At 73.1% G+C, this 19,640-nt stretch carries 21 protein-coding genes; 5 read left to right on the top strand and 16 right to left on the bottom strand.

Annotated elements, in window-relative coordinates:
• Positions 1 to 72: 72 nt before the first annotated feature.
• From PUR71_RS38945 to PUR71_RS38910, 8 genes are all read right to left on the bottom strand, one after another.
• A complete protein-coding gene (locus PUR71_RS38945; RefSeq protein WP_329932015.1) occupies positions 73 to 498 on the bottom strand; it encodes a hypothetical protein in 426 nt (141 codons plus the stop codon).
• Between the two features lie 323 nt (positions 499 to 821).
• Positions 822 to 1,142 carry a TcmI family type II polyketide cyclase gene (locus tag PUR71_RS38940; RefSeq protein WP_329932052.1) on the bottom strand — a complete coding sequence of 107 codons (321 nt, stop codon included), beginning with the start codon at positions 1,140 to 1,142 and terminating at the stop codon, positions 822 to 824.
• Between the two features lie 5 nt (positions 1,143 to 1,147).
• On the bottom strand, positions 1,148 to 1,603 hold the full coding sequence (locus PUR71_RS38935; protein WP_329932014.1) for an SRPBCC family protein: 456 nt from the start codon (positions 1,601 to 1,603) through the stop codon (positions 1,148 to 1,150).
• Between the two features lies 1 nt (position 1,604).
• Positions 1,605 to 1,865 carry an acyl carrier protein gene (locus PUR71_RS38930; protein WP_329932013.1) on the bottom strand — a complete coding sequence of 87 codons (261 nt, stop codon included), beginning with the start codon at positions 1,863 to 1,865 and terminating at the stop codon, positions 1,605 to 1,607.
• Between the two features lie 104 nt (positions 1,866 to 1,969).
• Complete coding sequence (locus PUR71_RS38925; RefSeq protein WP_329932012.1) at positions 1,970 to 3,211, bottom strand: ketosynthase chain-length factor; 1,242 nt, start codon at positions 3,209 to 3,211, stop codon at positions 1,970 to 1,972.
• A 5-nt stretch (positions 3,212 to 3,216) separates the two neighbouring features.
• Positions 3,217 to 4,473, bottom strand: a complete 1,257-nt coding sequence (locus tag PUR71_RS38920) for a beta-ketoacyl-[acyl-carrier-protein] synthase family protein (protein WP_329932011.1) — start codon at positions 4,471 to 4,473, stop codon at positions 3,217 to 3,219.
• Complete coding sequence (locus tag PUR71_RS38915; protein ID WP_329932010.1) at positions 4,470 to 4,931, bottom strand: cupin domain-containing protein; 462 nt, start codon at positions 4,929 to 4,931, stop codon at positions 4,470 to 4,472. The genes PUR71_RS38920 and PUR71_RS38915 overlap by 4 nt, the downstream gene beginning before the upstream one ends.
• A 29-nt stretch (positions 4,932 to 4,960) precedes the next feature.
• Positions 4,961 to 6,130, bottom strand: a complete 1,170-nt coding sequence (locus PUR71_RS38910; protein WP_329932009.1) for a SchA/CurD-like domain-containing protein — start codon at positions 6,128 to 6,130, stop codon at positions 4,961 to 4,963.
• Between the two features lie 308 nt (positions 6,131 to 6,438).
• On the opposite strand from PUR71_RS38910, the gene PUR71_RS38905 reads away from it, so the two are divergent.
• Positions 6,439 to 8,064 carry an FAD-dependent oxidoreductase gene (locus tag PUR71_RS38905; RefSeq protein WP_329932008.1) on the top strand — a complete coding sequence of 542 codons (1,626 nt, stop codon included), beginning with the start codon at positions 6,439 to 6,441 and terminating at the stop codon, positions 8,062 to 8,064.
• A gap of 206 nt (positions 8,065 to 8,270) precedes the next feature.
• On the opposite strand, the gene PUR71_RS38900 is transcribed toward PUR71_RS38905, so the two are convergent.
• Complete coding sequence (locus tag PUR71_RS38900; RefSeq protein WP_329932007.1) at positions 8,271 to 9,932, bottom strand: APC family permease; 1,662 nt, start codon at positions 9,930 to 9,932, stop codon at positions 8,271 to 8,273.
• 354 nt (positions 9,933 to 10,286) lie between these two features.
• Here PUR71_RS38900 and PUR71_RS38895 point away from each other — a divergent pair, with 354 nt between their 5' ends.
• Entirely contained in the window at positions 10,287 to 10,892 is a 606-nt protein-coding gene (locus tag PUR71_RS38895) for an SGNH/GDSL hydrolase family protein (protein ID WP_329932006.1), read from the top strand.
• 43 nt (positions 10,893 to 10,935) lie between these two features.
• On the opposite strand, the gene PUR71_RS38890 is transcribed toward PUR71_RS38895, so the two are convergent.
• From PUR71_RS38890 to PUR71_RS38870, 5 genes are all read right to left on the bottom strand, one after another.
• Positions 10,936 to 11,862 (bottom strand): serine/threonine dehydratase, encoded by a 927-nt coding sequence (locus PUR71_RS38890; RefSeq protein ID WP_329932005.1) that lies wholly within the window; start codon positions 11,860 to 11,862, stop codon positions 10,936 to 10,938.
• Positions 11,863 to 12,186: 324 nt separating this feature from the next.
• Positions 12,187 to 12,771, bottom strand: a complete 585-nt coding sequence (locus tag PUR71_RS38885) for a hypothetical protein (protein ID WP_329932004.1) — start codon at positions 12,769 to 12,771, stop codon at positions 12,187 to 12,189.
• Between the two features lie 29 nt (positions 12,772 to 12,800).
• Entirely contained in the window at positions 12,801 to 13,544 is a 744-nt protein-coding gene (locus PUR71_RS38880) for a hypothetical protein (protein ID WP_329932003.1), read from the bottom strand.
• A 142-nt stretch (positions 13,545 to 13,686) separates the two neighbouring features.
• Positions 13,687 to 14,013 (bottom strand): hypothetical protein, encoded by a 327-nt coding sequence (locus PUR71_RS38875; RefSeq protein ID WP_329932002.1) that lies wholly within the window; start codon positions 14,011 to 14,013, stop codon positions 13,687 to 13,689.
• Complete coding sequence (locus PUR71_RS38870) at positions 14,010 to 14,327, bottom strand: SAV_915 family protein (protein ID WP_329932001.1); 318 nt, start codon at positions 14,325 to 14,327, stop codon at positions 14,010 to 14,012. Before PUR71_RS38870 ends, PUR71_RS38875 begins: the two co-directional genes overlap by 4 nt.
• A 237-nt stretch (positions 14,328 to 14,564) precedes the next feature.
• Between PUR71_RS38870 and PUR71_RS38865 the strand changes: the two genes are divergently transcribed.
• From PUR71_RS38865 to PUR71_RS38855, 3 genes are all read left to right on the top strand, one after another.
• Positions 14,565 to 14,984, top strand: a complete 420-nt coding sequence (locus PUR71_RS38865; protein WP_329932051.1) for a helix-turn-helix domain-containing protein — start codon at positions 14,565 to 14,567, stop codon at positions 14,982 to 14,984.
• A 1-nt stretch (position 14,985) separates the two neighbouring features.
• Positions 14,986 to 15,330, top strand: coding sequence for a DUF4180 domain-containing protein (locus PUR71_RS38860; protein WP_329932000.1), 345 nt, complete (start codon positions 14,986 to 14,988; stop codon positions 15,328 to 15,330).
• A gap of 165 nt (positions 15,331 to 15,495) precedes the next feature.
• Positions 15,496 to 17,715, top strand: coding sequence for an NADP-dependent isocitrate dehydrogenase (locus PUR71_RS38855; protein WP_329931999.1), 2,220 nt, complete (start codon positions 15,496 to 15,498; stop codon positions 17,713 to 17,715).
• Between the two features lie 104 nt (positions 17,716 to 17,819).
• On the opposite strand, the gene PUR71_RS38850 is transcribed toward PUR71_RS38855, so the two are convergent.
• Together PUR71_RS38850 and PUR71_RS38845 are read right to left on the bottom strand one after the other, a co-directional pair.
• Complete coding sequence (locus tag PUR71_RS38850) at positions 17,820 to 18,452, bottom strand: YdcF family protein (protein WP_329931998.1); 633 nt, start codon at positions 18,450 to 18,452, stop codon at positions 17,820 to 17,822.
• Positions 18,453 to 18,544: 92 nt separating this feature from the next.
• Positions 18,545 to 19,513: a cytochrome c oxidase assembly protein gene (locus PUR71_RS38845; RefSeq protein ID WP_329931997.1), complete on the bottom strand. Its 969-nt coding sequence runs from the start codon at positions 19,511 to 19,513 to the stop codon at positions 18,545 to 18,547.
• Positions 19,514 to 19,640: the final 127 nt, after the last annotated feature.

Genomic DNA, 19,640 nt, shown 5'->3' with positions numbered 1-19,640 from the left:
CCGCGGGACGGGCCACCGCCCCCGGGCGCGCCCCCGCGGTGGCGGGGTGGCGCCCAGGGGCGGCGGCGGGGATCAGACGGCGGCGCCGGCCGTGCGGCGGCCGCGGCGCAGGGCGAGGGCGCCCGCGCCGAGCCCGCCGAGGAGCAGGACCGCGCCCGAGGCCAGGCCACCGCCGGACAGGGCCAGGCCGCCGCCGCCGGTGTGCACACCGCCGTGCGGGGCCTTGTGCTCCTCGCCCTTGTCGCCGTAGGCGTCGCTGCCCTTGTGTTCCTCCGAGCCCTTGTGTTCCTCCGAGCCCTTGTGCTCTTCGGTGGCGGAGGAACCCTTGTGGTCGCCCGCGCCCTTGTCATCGGTACTGGCGGCCTTGTCGGGCTGCTTCTCCTGCCAGGTGAGGTTCTTGCCCTGGTCCGCGGACCCGTCCGCGAAGGCGAGGGGGGTGCCGACGGTCAGGACGGCGGCGACGGCCGCTCCGGCGAGCAGCGTGCGTGCAGAACGCATGAGGATGATCCTTCCGGCGCGCTGGCCCGCGACGCCCGGCGGGTGCCGGGCAAGGGGACTCGCGGGGAATGCGCCTGATCCACCGTCAACCACGGCGCCGCCGCCTGCCACCGGAGGAGCGCGGGGCCCGCGTGGCGGGTGCGCCTTTCGAATGGACTCCCGGGCGGGTTCACCCGAGCGCGCGGGCGATCCGGGTGAACGGGGTTACGACGGCCACGAACCGTCGGCGCTCGAAGGCGGGCCGGGACGTGCGTGGGCCCGCCCCCGGCGGGTGGCCGGGGGCGGGCCCAAAGGGTCGCGAGGACTCGGCGGGGCGCTGCGGCTCAGCGGTCCCAGCGGTAGAACTCGCGCGCCATCGCGTCCTTGGGCTCCCGCCAGGTGGCGGGGTCGTACGCCTGGACGTAGGCGGTGAGGCGGTCGCTGACGGCCCGGAACTCCGGGTGACCGACGACCTTGGCGACGGCCGGGCCCGGCGGGCGGTCGGCCTCGATGAGGTGCAGGTAGACGTCGCCGAACTGGAAGAGGCTGCGGCCGGTGACGCCGATCAGGTGCGGCAGGTCGCCGCGGTCGGACTCGGCGAACACCTCGGCGATGTCGGGGGCCGCCTCCGGCTTCATCCGGGCGACGATCAGGGCGCGGTGCACTCCGCTCACCTCTCCCCGGCCCGCAGCTCGACCTTCTCGCGGATCAGCTGCATCTGGATCCGGGAGTTCTTGTTGATGTGGTTGACCATGCCGTCGTCGTCCACCGGCGCGGTGGGCTTCATGGCGAAGTCCTGGATCCAGCGCATCTTCGTGCCGGACGGGACCTCCGCGTACTCCCAGCGGATCTCCATGAACTCGAACGGGCCGGGCTCGACCCGGCGGGCGCGCACCGCGAGCGAGGACTTGTCGGTGGTGCGCTCGGAGACCCAGCTCCACACCTGGCCGTTCTCGTCCGGGTGCATGGTGAGCCGGAAGCGGACGCTGTCGCCGTCGCGCTCCAGGACGTCGACGGAGGCGTACTCGCTGAACAGGTCCGGCCAGTTCTCCAGGTCGTTGGTCATCTCCCAGACCAGGTCGAGCGGAGCGGCGATGACGATCTCGTTGTCGGTGTGTCCGGGCATGTCAGGCACCGGCCTTCGTCGCGAGGGAGGCGTTGACGAGCTGGACGAACTCGGCCGGGGTCTTGGCGGACTCGGCGCCCGAGGTGACCTTGAGGCCGTGCCGGTTCTCCAACTCGCCGACCACGCCGAGCAGGCCGAGTGAGTCGACGCCGAAGTCGTCGAAGTAGGAGCCGGGGCGCTCCAGTTCGTCGGGTTCGACGGTGACGCCGGCCCGGGCCTGGAGCAGGGCTGCCAGTTCGGGGTAACTGAGGGTGTTGCTCACGGGGTGTCCCTTCGGAGCTTCGGAACTGCGGAACTGCGGAACTGCGGAACTGCGGAACAGCTGGAACGTCCGGCACTGATGGCACTTCTGGATTGCCGCGCGGGTCAGGACCGCTCCCCGCGCCGGAGCACCAGCGCGGAGTTGGAGCCCATCAGCCCGCGGCTGAGCACCAGCGCGGTGCGCAACTCGGCCGGCCGGGCGCGGCCGGTCACCAGGGCGAGGTCGTGGCAGACCTCGGTGACGTTGGGGGTGGGCGGGAGCACGCCGTCCTCCATGGCGAGGACGGCGGCCGCGACGTCCAGCAGCGGGGCGCCGCAGTAGGCGCGGCCGGTGCCGGTCTTGGGCGCGGTGACCGGGACGCGCTCGGCGGCCGGGCCGAGGGCGTCGGCGATGGCGAGGGCCTCGGCCCGGTCGGCGGCCGGGACGCCGAGCGCGTCGGCGAAGACCACGTCGACCTCCTCGGGTGCGATCCGGGCCTCGTCCAGCGCGGTCCGGATCGCGGCGGCCAGGCCCTCGCGGGACTCCTCCCACCGGGAGGCGCCGGTGAAGGTGGCGCCGTGCCCGGCCAGGTGGGCGCGGACGACGGCGCCGCGGCGCCGCGCGGTCCCCTCGTCCTCCAGCAGCACCATCGCGCCGCCCTCGGCGGGGGAGAAGCCGCAGGCCTGCGCGGTGAACGGCAGGTAGGCCCGGTCGGGATCGTCGGCGAGGCTGAGCTCGGGGTAGCCGAGCTGGCAGACCATCGAGTACGGCGCGAGCGGGGCCTCCGCGGCGCCGGCCACCACCGCGTCGGTGCCGTGCTCGATCGAGCGGGCGGCGTGGGCGAGCGCGTCCAGGCCGCCGGCCTCGTCGCTGGCGACGACGCCGCAGGGGCCCTTGTAGCCGCCGCGGATGGAGATCTGTCCGGTGCTGGCCGCGTAGAACCAGGCGATGGACTGGTAGGGGCCGACGAACCGGGGGCCCTGGCCCCAGAGCTGCTGGAGCTCGCGCTGGCCGAACTCGCCGCCGCCGGAGCCGGCCGCGGTCACCACGCCGACGGCGTAGGGCTGTTCGGGGTCGGGCGTGAAGCGGGCGTCGGTCACGGCCAGGTCGGCGGCGGCCATCGCGTAGTGCGTGAAGCGGTCGGTCTGCACCAGGTAGCGGCTGTCGATCACGGCCTGCGGGTCGAAGTCCCGCACCTGTCCGGCGACGCGCAGCGGCAGCGCGGTGCAGCCCTCGCGGGATATCCGGTCGAGGACGCTCACGCCCTGCCTGGTGGCCTTCCAGAAGGCGTCGGCCCCGACACCGTTCGGTGCCACCACGCCGATGCCGGTGATCACCGCCCGGCGGCCCTGCTGACGTGACGTCATGGATCTCACCCCGTTCTTTTGAGCACGACGGCGGACTGGAATCCGCCGAACCCGCTGCCGACCGAGAGGATGTGGCTCAGCGGCAGCTCGCGCGCGGTGCGCGGCACGTAGTCGAGGTCGCACTCCGGGTCGGGAGTCTCGTAGTTGGCGGTGGGCGGCACGACGCCGTGGGCGAGCGCCAGCGTGCAGGCGACGACCTCGATGGCGCCGATCGCGCCGAGCGAGTGCCCGACCATCGACTTGATCGAGCTCATCGGCGTCCCGTACGCGTGCGGGCCGAGCGAGCGCTTCACGGCGGCGGTCTCGTGCCGGTCGTTCTGCTTGGTGCCCGAGCCGTGCGCGTTGACGTAGTCGACGTCGGTGGTGTTCACCCGGGCGTGGGCGAGCGCGTCGTCGATCGCCCGGGACATCTCCAGCCCCTCCTGGGTGAGGCCGGTCATGTGGTAGGCGTTGCCGTAGGTGGCGAAGCCGCCGACCTCCCCGTAGATGCGGGCGCCGCGGCGGCGGGCGTGCTCCAGCTCCTCCAGCACCAGGACGGCGCCGCCCTCGCCGAGGACGAAACCGTCCCGGTGGGCGTCGAAGGGGCGGGAGGCGTGCTCCGGGTCGTCGTTGCGCTCGCTGGTGGCCTTGATGGCGTCGAAGCACGCGACGGTGATCGGCGAGATCGGGGAGTCGGAGGCGCCGGCGACACAGATGTCGGCGCGTCCCTCCTCGACGGCCCGGAAGCCGTAGCCGATCGCGTCCAGGCCGGAGGTGCAGCCGGTGGAGACGGTCTGCACCGGGCCGTGCGCGCCGATCCGCTCGGCGACCGCGGAGGCCAGCGTGCTGGGCGCGAACGCCCGGTGCAGTTGCGGTTCGGCCTGCCGGTGGTCGACGTCCCAGCGGGCGCCGGACGAGCTGACCAGGGCGTAGTCGTGCTCCAGGCGGGTGGTGCCGCCGACGGCGGTGCCGAGCGAGACGGCGATCCGCCACGGGTCCTCGGCGGCGAGGTCCAGGCCCGCGTCGGCGACCGCCTCGCCGGCCGCCACCATCGCGAACTGCACGTAGCGGTCGGCCCGTTGGACGTCCTCGGGGCCCAGCCCGTGCGCCGCCGGGTCGAAGTCGCACTCGGCGGCGATCCGGGAGCGGAACCCGGTGGGGTCGAAGAGCGTGATGCCCCGGGTGGCGGTGCGGCCGGAGGTGAGGAGGTCCCAGAAGGCCGGCACCCCGACCCCGCCGGGCGCCACCACGCCGATCCCGGTGACGGCGACCCGCCGGGTCACGAGGCCACCTTGGCGTGTTCCGGCGGGCCGGACGCGGCGGACTCCCCGGCGCCGGCGTGCTCCGCGCAGCCCGTGTGGTCCTCGGTGCTGACGTGGCCGAGGTCGGGGCGCGGGGCGAGCGGGCTGAGCTGGAAGACCATCCGCGCCTCGGTGGTGCCGACGTTGCGGAAGCGGTGGCGCATGTTGATCGGGATCATCAGGCCCTGGTCGGGCCCGAGGGAGCGGGTCTCGCCGTCCAGGTCCACCTCCAGGTCGCCGCAGACGACGAACACGAACTCCTCGGAGTACGGGTGGTAGTGCTCGGCGATCCGCTCCCCGGGCCGGACGATGGCCAGGCCCATGAAGCCGCTGGTCGCCCCGCAGCTGGTCGGGGTGAGCATGGTGCGCAGCTCGGCGCCGTGGCGGCGGTTCTCCGGAGCCTCGTCGACGTCGACGATCCGTGGGTACTGCGTGGACATGGGGTTCCTCCGGGTGTGGTGACTGTCCGTCAGTTCGCCTGCGAGCTGCGGTCGGTGATCGGGGTCATGCCCCGGGCGGCGAGGAACGCGCGCCGGCCGGCGACGGTGCGCAGGTCGCCCTCCGCGCCGAGGTCGAGCAGCCGGGCGAGCGCCGCGGCGCCCTCGTCGCCGGCCACGCCGAGCGCGGCGCCCGGGTCGGCCTCGGCGGGCACCCGCAGGTCCACCAGGCGCACGACGACGTCGTCGCGCTGGAACACGGTGCTCGCCGCGACGGGGCCGGTCGGGTCGGCGGTGGCGAGGTCGTCGTGGCCGGCCAGCAGCTCGGTGACGGCCGTGCCGCAGCCGGGGCGGACCGGGTAGAGCACGGCGTGCCGGTGCAGGCGCCCGGACGAGGGCGCGGTGGCGATCGCCTGCTCCTTGGCGGGCAGCGCGGCGCGGGCGAAGAAGGCGCGCGCGGACTGCGGGTCGCCGAGCTGCCGGGCCTCCTCCAGGTACGGGTTGATGGCCTCCTCGACGGCCCGCACCTCGGGCTGCATCGCGACGTGGCGCAGCGCGTCGCCCAGGTTGCCGGTCACCTCGACGGCCCGCACGACCCGGTTGCCGTGCATGAACAGCGAGGTGCGGCGCAGCCGGGTGTGCTCGTCCACGTCGGCCTTGGGGGAGGTGTAGCCGGCCAGGATCCGGGCCACCTCGGGCTCGCTGCCGGGCTTGACCGTGAAGGTCAGGGCGTGGCGCACGACGCCGTCGGGGCCGGGCGCGGCCTTGGGCGGGCCGACGTGGCCGGCGGGCTCGGTGCGGGGCAGGCCGGGCGGCACCTCCATCGGGGCCCGGGTGCCGGTGGCGCCGCCGGCGGCGGAGGTCTCGCGCAGGACGACGTAGCGCATCGAGCGGAAGTTGTCGCTGACGCAACCGTGCATGGGCTTGACCATCTCCCGGTGGGCGTCGCTGTCGACCCACTGCAGGAACGTCTCCTGGTCCTCCCACTCGCTGGTGATCAGCCACTGCCGCGGGTCGTTGATCGACTGGCACAGCTGGTCGCTGACGTGGCCGGGCACCGCGGCCACCTGGTGGCGCAGCTGCTCGTAGACGTCGAGGAAGCGCTGCTGCGCGCCGTCCTGGATCTCCAGCATCAGGACGACCCGCAGCCGGGTCTCGGATTCCGCGTGCTGCGGCGCCTGCGGTTCGGACAGAGTTGTCATGATCCACTTTCTGCTCTGGGCCGCACGCTGCGGGCCGTACTCCGGCCGCGTCCGGCGGGGCGCTCCCGGCCCTGGGAAGGGGCGGTGCGATGGCGGTCGGCCCGGGCCGTCGGCGCCAGGCCTGAGGTCGATCGTGCGCGGCGCGTCCGGGGGCGCGCGAGATTTGCGGGCCATCCGGGCGAAGGGGCGGCACAAGCCGGCCCCGGCGGGGGATGGAAGACCGGGGCGGCCGCCGCTGCGGGCCCCTTCGAGGGCGGTGCCGGGCCCACGGGCCGGGCCGCGGAACCCCGTACAGGGTGGAGCAATTGATGAATCCGAAGGTAGACGACCGGGTGCCGGTCCTGATCGTGGGCGGCTCGCTGGTCGGGCTGTCGGCCTCGCTCTTCCTCGGCCGACTGGGGGTCAGACACCTCCTGGTCGAGAAGCACGCCGACACCTCGCGTCACCCGCGTGGCCGAGGCAACAACGTCCGCACCATGGAGCTGTACCGGGTGGCCGGGATCGAGCCGGCGATCCGCGAGGCGGCCTCGGTGCTGGCCCCGAACCACGGCATCCTCCAGGCGCCCTCGCTGACCGGCGCCGAGCAGGAGTGGCTGTTCCGGGAGATCGACCCGGGCGGGCGCCTGGCCCGCTTCAGCCCCAGCTCGTGGTGCCTGTGCAGCCAGAACGACCTGGAGCCGGTGCTGCTGCGCGCGGCCCGCGACCTCGGCGGCGACATCCGCTTCGGCACCGAGCTGGTCTCCTTCGAGCAGGACGCCGACGGCGTCACCTCGGTGCTGCGCAGCCGGGAGACCGGCGAGGAGCGGGTGGTGCGCTCGGAGTACCTGGTCGCGGCGGACGGCCCGCGCAGTCCGGTGCGCGAGCGGCTGGGCATCGGGCAGAGCGGCAAGGGCGAGCTGTTCCACAACGTGAGCATCACGTTCCGGGCCAAGCGGCTGGCCGAGGCCGTGGGCGACCGGCACTTCATCGCCTGCTACCTCACCAACCCGGAGGCGGACGGCGCGCTGCTGCCGGTGGACAACCGTGAGGAGTGGGTCTTCCACGCGCCGTGGCACCCCGAGCACGGCGAGCCGCTGGAGGCGTTCACCGACGAGCGGTGCGAGCGGCACATCCGCACCGCGGTCGGCATGCCGGAGCTGGACGTGGAGGTGACCGGCCGGGCGCCGTGGCACGCGGCCGAGCGGGTCGCCGAGAGCTACGGCACCGGGCGGGTCTTCCTCGCCGGCGACTCGGCGCACGAGATGTCCCCGACCGGCGCGTTCGGCTCCAACACCGGCATCCAGGACGCGCACAACCTGGCCTGGAAGCTGGCCGCCGTGCTGTGCGGCTGGGCCGGGCCGGGCCTGCTGGAGACGTACGGACAGGAGCGCCGCCCGGTGGCGCGGGTGACCAGCGAGCGCGCCTCGGCCCGCTCGGCCGAGCACAGCCACCCCGGGTACGCGGTCGTGCCGGGCGTCGGGCGCCAGGCCGGGGTGCTGGCCGTGGCGCTCGGCTACCGCTACCCGCGGGGCGCGGTGGCCGGGGCGGACCCGGCGGGGGAGGTCGTCCCCGAGAAGTTCGAGTCGGCGGGTGAGCCCGGCAGCCGCGCCCCGCACCAGTGGCTGGTGTGCGCGGGCGTGCGGCTGTCCACGCTGGACCTGTACGAGCAGGCGATGGTGCTGCTCACCGGCCCGGACGGCGAGGCCTGGCGGGCGGGTGCCCGGCGGGCGGCGGACGAGCTGGCCGTCCCGATGGACGCGTACCGGATCGGCGACGACGCGGAGGACGACCTGGCGCCGGAGCCGGGCGCGGACTTCGCCGAGCTGCACGGCATCGGCCCGGACGGTGCGGTGCTGGTGCGGCCGGACGGCTTCGTGGCGTGGCGCTCGCCGGGGGCGGCCGACGATCCGCAGGCGGAGGTGACGGCGGCGCTCAAGGCCGTGCTCCGCCTCTGACGCGCGGCGTCCGGGCGGCGCACACGAACGGGCCCGTCGGTCGCTGCTCGACCGGCGGGCCCGCCGTTGGGGTGCGAAAGGCTCGGGTTGTTCAGGTGCGTTCGGTCAGGATCTCGTGGCCGGGTGCCCGCGACCGGGGCCCGTGGTGGGGGCCCCGGCGCCGGGAGCGGCCGATCGGGGGCAGGGAGTCAGCCCCGCGCCGCGGATCAGTGACCGCCCGCGTCGACCACCTCCACGTCGGCGACCTCGCGCTCGATGTCCTCGGCCGGCAGGGCGACGCGGATCGCCCAGTAGTAGATGCCGAGCGCGAAGACCGCGACGATGCCCATGTCGTACCACATCGGGATCCGGCCGGCGCCGTCCCCGAAGCCGCCCTGCCAGGAGACCAGGCCCAGGCCGATCAGGTAGACCGGCAGCCACTGCGCGGCCTTCCAGTTCAGGCGCGGGGCGTTCGGCAGGCCCTTCTTGATCGCGTAGGCGGCGTAGCTGCCGAGCAGGACGTAGCCGAGGACGATCGCGATGCCCAGGCGGGACAGGGTCTGCCAGCCGGACCAGTAGATGATGAGGCTGGCGACCACGAACGCGGCCGGCGAGATGACCCCGCCCGCCGGGAGGCGGTAGGAGCGCTCACGGTCGGGCAGGCGACGGCGCAGGGCGCCGAAGGCCAGCGGGGCGCCCGCGTACATCAGCACGCTGGCGGAGGTGATGAAGCCGACCAGCTCCTGCCAGCTCGGGAAGGGCAGGAAGCAGATGACGCCGGTGACGAACGAGATGATCAGGCCGAACCACGGCACGCCGTTCTTGTCCAGGCGCTCGAACTTCTGCGGGGCGTAGCCGTTGCGGCTCAGGCCGTAGGAGATGCGCGAGGTGGCGGTGGTGTAGATCAGGCCGGTGCCACCGGGGGAGATGATGGCGTCCATGTACAGGACCCAGGACAGCCAGCCGAGGCCGACCAGGGTGGCCAGGCCCGCGAAGGGGCCGTCGATGCCGGGGAAGTCCAGCTTGGCCCAGCCGTTGGCGAAGGCGCTGACCGGCAGGGCGCCGATGAAGACGACCTGGAGCAGGGTGTAGATCAGGGTGCCGATGGCGACCGACCCGAGCACGGCGCGGGGGATGTCGCGCTTGGGGTTGCGGCTCTCACCGGCGATCTGGATGGCCTGCTCGAAGCCGAGCAGCGCGAAGATGATGCCGCTGGTGCTGATCGCGGCGAGCACGCCCTTGGCGCCGAACGGCGCGAAGCCGTGCGAGGTGAAGTTCGAGCCGTGGAAGCTGGTGATCGCGAGGACGAAGATCGTGAAAAGCGGCACGAAGATCTTCAGCCAGGTCGCGACGCTGTTCGTACGCGCAAGGACTCGCACGCCGAGGAAGTTGACCGCGACGAACACCGCCATCAGGGCGGTCGCCACGACGAACCCGCTGGTGGTGAGGGTCCCGTTGGTGTTCTGGAGCCCGTCGGCGAAGGACCAGTGCTTGGCGTAGCCGATCATCGCCTCGACCTCGATCGGGGCGACGGTGGCGGCCTGGAGCCAGGAGAACCAGCCGAAGGACATGCCTGCGAGGCCGCCGAAGGCGTAGTGCGGGTAGCGCGCGGTGCCGCCGGAGACCGGGAAGAGCCCGCCGAGTTCGGCGTGCACGAGCGCCAGCAGGACGATCGCGACGGCGCCGATGCCCCAGGAGATGATCGCGGCCGGGCCTGCGGCGGTGACGGCGTTCTTGGCGCCGAACAGCCAGCCCGAGCCGATGATCGAGCCGACCGAGGCCCACATGAGGCCGATGAGACCGACGTTCCGGCGGAGCGTCCGGTGGGTGGTACCGGACCCGGAGCCGGTGCTCTGTCCCGGCGGGGACACCTGGTTGGTGGAGACCATGGGAATTCTCTCTGTGTGTGGGGGCCCCGGCAGGCGGAGCAGCTCTGGAGAGTTGCCACACAGTAGGGCTATTCATAGGCCTATGCACAGATTTCATTACTGAATGTTTACCTACTTTTCCGGACATTCTCGCTGGTAGGGGGTGTGGACGTTTCGAGCACATTACGTGACTCGTCAGTAGGTCCACTATTTGAGCCGGAATTGAGCTTCGAGCAGTCGACCGTGCATCATGGTCCACGCATCGTTTTATATAAATGATGATCACTGCATAGTCATGCAGCGACCGCTCGCGGGTGGTCTCGGGCGTGTGATCAACTTCCTCTCGCAGGTACGAACGCAAGGGGGAAGAACCGCATGATCGAACTCGCCGACGAGCCGATGACCTGGGTCATGGCCGGGGACAGCATCACGCAGGCCGTCCTGCACACGCACGGCGCGCGCGGGTGGGTGGAGCACGTCCAGGAGCGCGTGTGCTGGCAGCTCGGCCGGCTGACGGACATCGTCGTGAACTCGGGGGTGTCGGCGTGGCGGGCCACGGACGTGCTCGGCGCGTACGACTTCGTCATCGGCCGGTTCCGGCCCGACGTGCTGTCGCTGTCGCTCGGCACCAACGACGTGCGGGCCGGTCTGGCCGGGCTCCCGGAGTTCCGCGACGCCATGACGGAGATCATCGAGCGGTCCGCCGGGGCGCAGATCGTGCTGCACACGCCGTTGCTCGTCAGCCACGACGCGCTGCCCGCGCGCGCCGAACTGCCCGCCTACTGCCAGGCCGTCCGTGAGCTCGCCGCCGGGACGGGGGCGCTGCTCGTCGACCACGAGGCCCACTGGCGCGCCGAGTTCGGCGACGTCGCCCCGATCGCGTGGCTGGACGACCCGGCCCACCCGAACGCCGTCGGGCACCTGCAGATGGCCAACCACACGCTGCGCACTCTCGGGCTGGGGGAGCTCGCCGACCTGTGACGTCCGGGTCGGAGCCCCTCCGCCCCGCCCGAGAGGGGTTCCGCTAGCCCCGTTCGACCAGATCGGACGGGTCGGTGTTGGCCCCGCACAGCAGGACGGCGACGCGCTCGCCCTCCACCCCGTCGAGCGCGGCCAGGGCCGTGGAGGCGGCGAACTCGACGGCGATCCGGCGCTCGTCCCACAGCCGCCGCCGGGCCCGGACGATCGCCTCGTCGGGCACCAGCACCGACCGCACGCCCTCGTGCGCCGCGGCTGCTACGGCGAGGGCGGTCGCCCGGCGGGCGCCGAGCGCGTCCTGGGCCACCGACGCCACCGGGACGTCCACCGGACGGCCCGCCTCCAGCGCCGCGTTGAGCGCCCGGCTGCCCTCCGGCTCCACCGCCACCACGCGGACGCCGTGCTCGCGCGCCGCCACGGCGACTCCGGCGAACAGGCCCCCGCCGCCCACCGAGACCACCACCGCGTCCAGGCCCGGCACCTGGGCGCGGATCTCCTCCAGCACGGTGCCGGCACCGGCGGCGATCAGCGGGTGGTCGTACGCGTGCGAGGCCAGCGCCCCACTGGTCGCCGCGAAGTCCTCGCACGCGGCGAGCGCCTCCGCGTACTCCCGCCCGGCCAGCCGCACCTCGGCGCCGTACGAACGCAGCCGGCCGAGCTTCACCGGCGAGGCCGTCTCGGGCAGGAACACCGTGGCCCGGACGCCGAGTTCGCGGGCCGCCCAGGCGCAGGCGAGGCCGGCGTTGCCGCCCGAGGCGATGGTGACGCCGGAGTCGGGGAGGGTGCCGGCCTCGGCGTGGGCGAGGAGGAAGTTCTGCGCGCCACGGGCCTTGAAGCTCCCGGTGTGCTGCAGGAACTCCAAAGCCAGCCACGTCCGTTCGCCCTCGTCCCCGCGCGCCACGACCACCGGCCGCACCCGCCCGGCGATCCGCTCCCCGGCCGCCTTCACCGCGTCGTACGTCAACTGCTCCATCGCGCCCGTTCCTTCGCATCCGCCATTGCTGCCGGGCACGACGGTACGGCCCGGCGGCGGGCGAGGAAAGATCACGATCATCCGGAGCGAAGGGTTCACGGGGCCGGGCCGGCTTGGCCCCGTGCGTCTCGTGAACCTCCCGCCGCCCGTCCGCTGGCGGGCGGCCCTCTCCACTGATCCACCGCCCGGTGGCCCTCTGCGCGCCGCGGGTCGGTCGGCGTCGCCCGCGTCACCCGCGGACATCGTTCCGGCGCTTCGCCGTCGCGGCGCTCTGCCTCCTGCTCCTGCCGCGCGATCGCGGCCCTCGCCCGGGAGTGACGGGTCCTACCGGGCCGCGACGGGGTACTCCCACTCGGTCGCGGCCGCCCCGTCGACGGTCAGCAGGTGTTCGGCGATCTCCAGGGGGACGGCCACCAGGGGGACGCCGGAGTCCAGGGGGATGCGCACCCGGTGGGCCGTGCCGAGGGCGGTCAGCTCTGCCGCGGCGGTCGTCGCGTCGGTGAGCGACACGGCGTCGAGGCGGGGCGCGAGGTCGGGGCGGCCGACGTCGGCGGGATAGCCGGTGAGCGTGAAGAGGAGGTCGCCGAGGTCGTCCAGGAGGTCGGCCCAGACCAGGAGCGGCGGGGCCGGGGCGACGACCGGGAGCCGGGCGAGGGGCCCGGGGTCCGGTGCGGCCCAGCCGCCCTCGGCGGCGAGGGCGGCGTACAGGTCGTCGCGGCCGGCGGTCACCGGCAGACGCACGGGGGCGCCGGGGCCCGCGGTCGTGACCAGGGCGCAGGGCACCGCGCCGTCGTCGGCCGGGAAGGCGATCCGGGTCAGCCTGCGGGGCCCGTCGGTGTTGGCGCGCTGGAGCGCGGCGGCCTCGCGCAGGAAGCCGCCGCACCGCAGCTGTGATCGGTCGGTCGTCATGGGGGCGATCAGAGCAGGGGAACTGGTCGTCAGGCGCCGTTGACCGCGTTCTTCACCCAGTCCGGGCAGCGGTCGGCGTAGCCGATGCAGTACGCGGTGATGACGCCCTTGACGTTGCCGTAGTTCACCGTCACCTGCACGTGGGTGAAGTCGACGACCTTGCAGGTGCGCCACCAGAGCCAGCCGGAGCACCGGACGTGGTTGACCAGGGTGAGGTAGTTCCACGTGGTCGCCGACTGCTGCTTCGGCCAGCCGGGCTCGGGGTAACGGGTAGTGGCGCGGACCGCGCCGACGTTGAGGTTGTGCTTCTGCTGGATCTTGGTGTAGCCCCAGGTGGCGGTGCCCCGGCGGAGGTTGACCGTGCGGTGGTCCTTGGAGGTCCAGCTGGCCACCAGGTCGTAGGCGGGGTCGCCGGCGAGCTGCGGGGAGAGCGCGGCGGCGCCGTCCGGTGCGTCGTCCGAAGCGGAGTCGTCGGAGGCGGGTTCGTCGGAGGCCGGGTCATCGGCGCCAGAGTCGTCCGGCGTGGTGCCCCGGGCGTACGCCTGGAGGAGGCCGGGGTCGACGCCGTGGTCGCGGGTCAGCTCGTCGACGGTCAGTTGCTGGCCCTCGGCCAGGGTGTCGTCGCCGAAGACCGCGACGGACACGCCGGCGTCGTGGGCCCGGTCCGGCGCCGGTGCGGACGGGGAGGCGGCGAGAGCGGAGGGGGTGGTCAGGATCAGGGCGGCCAGGGCGGCCGCCGTACCGAGGGCGGGGCGCAGCGCGGAGCGGGACAAGTCCTCACCTGTTTCCTTGGGAGACGGTCCTTGGCTGTGTCCATGGCGGACGGTCGCACACTAGGCGCGGTGGACGGCCGCCCGCTACTGGAATTTCTCCCAACTTCCCTTCAGGTGAATGGAATTGACGCCTCCGGTGGCCTCACGTCACCGATCGCAGGGTCGGCGGTCCCGGGGTGAGGGCGCGCAGGACCAGCTCGATGCGGACGCGGGCCGCGCCGGCCCGCTGGAGGGCGGCGGCGACGGCCCGCAGCTCCTCCGGTCCGGTGCAGGCGAGGCGGAGTTCGAGGTCGGCGTCGCCGGCCAGGGCGAGGCCGCTCTGGACGGCCGGGTGTTCGGCCGCGAGGCGGTCGAAGTCGAGGGGGACGGGCCCGAAGCTGACCCGGGCGAGCGCGTGCAGGGCCCGGGTCGGTTCGGGCCGTCCTGCGGCGGGCTCCTCGTCGCCCGGGACCAGTTGGAGGGCGGTCACCGGTGCTGGAGCTGTGCGGTCGGGGCCGGGGCGGGTCGGGTGTCGGGGGCGGCGACGGGCGGGGCCACCAGCCGCGGGTCCAGGACGAGGGCGTCGACGCCGAGCGGGGCGGTGAGCTCGCGCAGGGCGCTCTCGCCGAGCTCGGTGTAGGCCTGGTCCGGTCCGAGGAGGGCGGTGAGCGCCTCGGGGGTGGAGAATCCGACGGCGCAGCGGCGGCCGTCGCGCAGGCGGAAGAGGCGGAGGGCGTTCGTGCTTCCGGTGCCGTGTCCGAGGTGGTGGACGGTGACCGGAACGAGCCAGACGACGCGGGCCATGCGGGTGCTCCCCAATGGAGTGGTGGTGCCTGCCGGAACTGCTTCCTTCGAAGCTAGGCCGGGATCGGCCGGGCGTCGCCGGTCCTGACGCAGCGTTGACCGAATGAGGTGGCGTGTTGACGCACTCCTGACGGGCGACTCACTCAACTGGACTACACCACTCCGTACCCTTCCCCAAAGGCCCCTATCGGGTGATATCTTGCGTGATGATAGGGAAGTCGGGAGGGATGGTTGCAGGTGGCGCAGTACTACTCGGTGGAACAGGTGGCCGAACTGCTGGGCCTCCACGTGCGCACGGTCCGCGGCTACATCCGCGACGGCCGCCTCGCGGCCACCAGGATCGGCAAGCAGTACCGGATCGCCCGCGCCGACCTGGAGGCCCTCACCGGCGCCCCCGTCGTGCCGGAGAACGCCGGGGGGCGCAGCGCCGAGGTGTCGTCCGTCGTCCGGATCGAGGAGATCGACCGCGCGCGGGCGGACCGGCTGACCACCACCGTGCTCGCGGCCATCGCCGGCCCGCGCGAGGACGGCAGGCCGCTGCACGTGGAGACCGTCCTCGACGAGGAGGCGCGGACCCTGCGGCTGGTCATCCTCGGGGATCCGGCCGACACCGCCGCGCTGCTCACCATCGTCCACACGCTGACCAGGGAGCTGTGACATGTCCGACCCGACGTTCCTCCGGCTGACCGCCGACGGCGCCCCGCTGCGCAGCGAGCAGGACGCGATGGACGCGATCGCCGACGCCTGGGGCCGCGAGGCGACCTGGGTGGTCGTGCCCGTGTCCCGGCTGCACCCGGACTTCTTCGCACTGAGCACCCGCGTCGCCGGCGGCATCGTCCAGAAGTTCGTCAACTACCGGATGGGCCTCGTCGTCCTCGGCGACATCGCCCACCACGTGGCCGCGAGCAACGCCCTGCGCGACTTCGTCCGCGAGAGCAACCGCGGCACCCAGCTGTGGTTCCTGGCCGACGAGACCGAGCTGGCGGCCAGGTTTCCGGCGTAGGGCCGCTCCGGTTGCCGCGCGGGCGCCCCGGGACGACGGTGGAACCGACCGCCGGCGCGCCCCCGGGGTGACCGGCGCGCGCTCCGGGGCGGGGGGAGGTGGAGCGAGGGGGCCGGGACGAGATATCTTGACGTCAAGACGTTGGAGACGTGAAGCGGAGTACCGATGACTGACTCGACCATCATCTATACGCACACCGACGAGGCTCCGGCCCTGGCGACCTACTCGTTCCTGCCGGTCGTCCAGGCCTACGCCTCGACTGCGGGCGTGCGCGTGGAGACCCGCGACATCTCCCTGGCCGGGCGGATCATCGCGAGCTTCCCGGAGCGTCTGGCCGAGGGCCAGCGGATCGGCGACGCCCTCGCCGAGCTGGGCGAGCTGGCCAAGACCCCGGACGCCAACATCATCAAGCTGCCGAACATCTCGGCCTCCGTGCCGCAGCTGAAGGCCGCCATCGCCGAGCTGCAGGCCCAGGGCTACGCCCTGCCGGACTACCCGGACGACCCGCGGACCGACGAGGACAAGGACGTCCGCGCGCGCTACGACAAGGTCAAGGGCAGCGCCGTCAACCCGGTCCTGCGCGAGGGCAACTCCGACCGCCGCGCCCCGCTGTCGGTCAAGAACTACGCCAAGACCCACCCGCACCGCATGGGCGCCTGGTCGGCCGACTCCAAGACCAACGTCGCCACCATGGGCGAGGACGACTTCCGCTCCACCGAGAAGTCGGCCGTGATCGCCGCCGACGGTGCCCTGCGCATCGAGCTGGTCGGCCAGGACGGCACCACCACCGTCCTGCGCGAGAAGGTCCCGGTGCTGGCCGGCGAGGTCGTCGACGCCTCGGTGATGCGCGCCGCCGCCCTGAACACGTTCCTGGCCGCCCAGGTGGCCCGCGCCAAGGCCGAGGGCGTCCTGTTCTCGGTGCACCTCAAGGCCACCATGATGAAGGTCTCCGACCCGATCGTGTTCGGCCACGTCGTGCGCACCTTCTTCCCGAAGACCTTCGCCCGGTACGGCGAGGCGCTGGCCGCGGCCGGCCTGAACCCGAACAACGGCCTCGGCGGCATCCTGGCCGGCCTCGACGCGCTGGCGAACGGCGCCGAGATCAAGGCCTCCTTCGACGCCGAGCTCGCCGAGGGCCCGGCCCTGGCCATGGTCGACTCGGACAAGGGCATCACCAACCTGCACGTCCCGAGCGACGTCATCGTCGACGCCTCGATGCCGGCCATGATCCGCACCTCCGGCCACATGTGGGGCCCGGACGGCCAGGAGGCCGACACCCTGGCCGTGCTGCCGGACAGCAGCTACGCCGGCGTGTACCAGGCCGTCATCGACGACTGCCGCGCCCACGGCGCCCTGGACCCGGCCACCATCGGCTCGGTCCCGAACGTCGGCCTGATGGCCCAGAAGGCCGAGGAGTACGGCAGCCACGACAAGACCTTCGAGATCGCCGAGGCCGGCACCGTCCGCCTGGTCGACGCCGAGGGCAACGTCGTGCTGGAGCAGGCCGTGCAGCCGGGCGACATCTTCCGCGCCTGCCAGACCAAGGACCTGCCGATCCAGGACTGGGTCAAGCTGGCCGTCACCCGCGCCCGCGCCACCGGCGACCCGGCGGTGTTCTGGCTGGACGAGGACCGCGCCCACGACGCCGTGCTGATCGAGAAGGTCAACACCTACCTGCCGGAGCACGACACCACCGGCCTGACCATCGAGATCAAGTCCCCGGTGGAGGCCACCAAGTACTCGCTGGAGCGCATCCGCCGCGGCGAGAACACCATCTCGGTCACCGGCAACGTGCTGCGCGACTACCTGACCGACCTGTTCCCGATCCTGGAGCTGGGCACCAGCGCCAAGATGCTGTCGGTCGTCCCGCTGATGGCGGGCGGCGGCCTGTTCGAGACCGGCGCCGGCGGCTCCGCCCCGAAGCACGTCCAGCAGCTGGTCAAGGAGAACTACCTGCGCTGGGACAGCCTGGGCGAGTTCTTCGCGCTGGCCGCGAGCTTCGAGCACCTGGCCGCCAGCACCGGCAACGCCCGGGCCAAGGTGCTGGCCGACACCCTGGACCGCGCCACCGGCACCTTCCTCAACGAGGACAAGTCGCCGAGCCGCCGCCTCGGTGGCATCGACAACCGCGGCAGCCACTTCTACCTGGCCATGTACTGGGCCAAGGAGCTCGCGAAGCAGACCGAGGACGCCGAGCTGGCCCACGCGTTCGAGGGCCTCGCCAAGGCGCTGACCGAGCAGGAGCAGACCATCGTCGAGGAGCTCGTCGCCGTGCAGGGCTCGGCCGTCGACCTCGGTGGCTACTACCAGCCCGACCCGGCCAAGGCCGCGGCCGTGATGCGCCCGTCGAAGACCTTCAACGACGCGCTGGCCAACCTCGGCTGACGACGGCCGAGTCGAACCACCGGGTGGCCCCCGGGTCCCACGCGGACCCGGGGGCCACCCGTCGTCTCACCACCGGTCCGCCGTCCCCCCACCAACCCGTCGTCTCACCACCAGCAGAGGCCGATCAGTGCCAGGAGCGCGACGGCGGTCGCGTGGAGCCGCGGGTACGCCAGAGCCGTCGCCACCGCCTCCCGCAGCAGCAGGTACGGCCCGTGGGCGAGCAGCGCGTCCGCCGCCGCGACCCGGCCCGGCGCACCGGCCCGGCGGGCGGCGGTGGCCGCGCGCAGGACGTGGAAGCCGCTGGTGACGACGGTGCACCGGTAGCCGGGCCGCTCCGCGGCCATCAGCGCCGCGCTGAAGCGCAGGTTCTCGACGGTGTCGGTGGCCCGCTCCTCGCGGCGGATCCGCCCGTCCGGGACGCCCCGGGCGAGCAGGTAGCGGGCCATCGCGGCGGCCTCGGTGCACTCCTCGTGGGGGCCCTTGCCGCCGGTGACCAGCAGCAGGGGCGCGCGCCCGGCGGCCTCCTCGGCGGCGAACCGTCCCAGCGCCGCGTCCAGCCGGGCCGCGAGCAGCGGCGAGACGTCGCAGCCGTGCAGCCCGGCGCCGAGCACGACGACGTAGTCGGCGCCGTCCGGGACGGGCTGCCGGCGGTAGTGCAGCGCCCGGCCGAGGAAGCCGAGCAGCCACAGCAGGGCGTACCCGCCGAGCAGGACGGCGACGATCAGGAGGGCGTGCATACCTCCTCGAACGCGTACGACGGAACCCCCGTTCCGGACGGTGGACCGGGACGGGGGTTCCGTGGTGTGATCCGCGCCGCGCGGCGGGGGCCTCAGCCCGCGTCGGTGGCCGGGCGCTTCCCGCGCTGGTTGAGCGAGGCCAGGTACGCGTTGTACGCCTCCAGCTCGGCGTCGCCGCTGCGCTCCTCGGCGCGGTCGGCGCGGCGGGCCTTGCGCTGCTCGGAGCCCATCCACTGGTAGACCAGCGCGATCAGCACGATCGCGGTCGGGATCTCGCCGAACGCCCAGGTGATGCCGCCGGCGAGCTTCTGGTCCGCCAGCAGGTCGGTGCCGGGCGGGGCGCCCGCCGTGGTGAAGGTGGTGACCAGCTGGTGGTTGGCCATCATCACCGCGACGCCGAAGAAGGCGTGGAACGGCATGCCCATGAACAGCTCGATGATCCGCATCACGTGGCCGGGGCGGTTCGGGCCCGGGTCCACGCCCATGATCGGCCAGAAGAACACCAGCCCGGTGGCCAGGAAGTGCACCATCATGAAGATGTGCCCGGCGCGGTACTGCATCAGGAAGTCGAACAGCGGGGTGAAGTAGACCCCGTACAGGCTCGCGATGAACAGCGGGATGGTGAACGCCGGGTGCGAGATCACCTTGACGTAGCGGCTGTGCAGCAGCGCCACCAGCAGTTCGCGCGGGCCGCGCGGGCGCCCCTTGCCGGCCGGGCGAAGGGCGCGCAGGGCAAGCGTGATCGGGGCGCCGAGGAGCAGCAGGATGGGCGACAGCATGGACAGCACCATGTGTTGGATCATGTGTGCGCTGAACAGCGCCATCCCGTAGTCGTTGAGCCCGCTGCAGGTGACGAGGATCACCGAGCCGACGCCCAGGGCCCAGCCGACGGTGCGGCCGACCGGCCAGCGGTCGCCGCGCCGACGCAGGCGCACGACGCCGACCGCGTAGAGGCCGAGGGCGATCAGGCTGCCGGCCAGGAAGACCCAGTCGGGGGACCAGGTCCACACGGTGGAGAGGGTGAACGGGCCTGGCTGGGTCATCCCGCCGTGGTGGTGCATGCCTGACATTCCGTCGCCCATCGGCGGGTCCCGCTTTCCGTCCTGGTGGCCCCTGGAGGGGTCCGGTTCGCCCGTTTTGCTTGGCATACAGCCTAGGCGGGCCTTACCGCGGCCCGTGCCCCGCCCC

This window comes from Streptomyces sp. SP17BM10, from assembly GCF_036322405.1.
Taxonomy (GTDB): Bacteria; Actinomycetota; Actinomycetes; order Streptomycetales; family Streptomycetaceae; genus Kitasatospora.
This window is presented reverse-complemented; position numbering and strand designations above follow the sequence as displayed.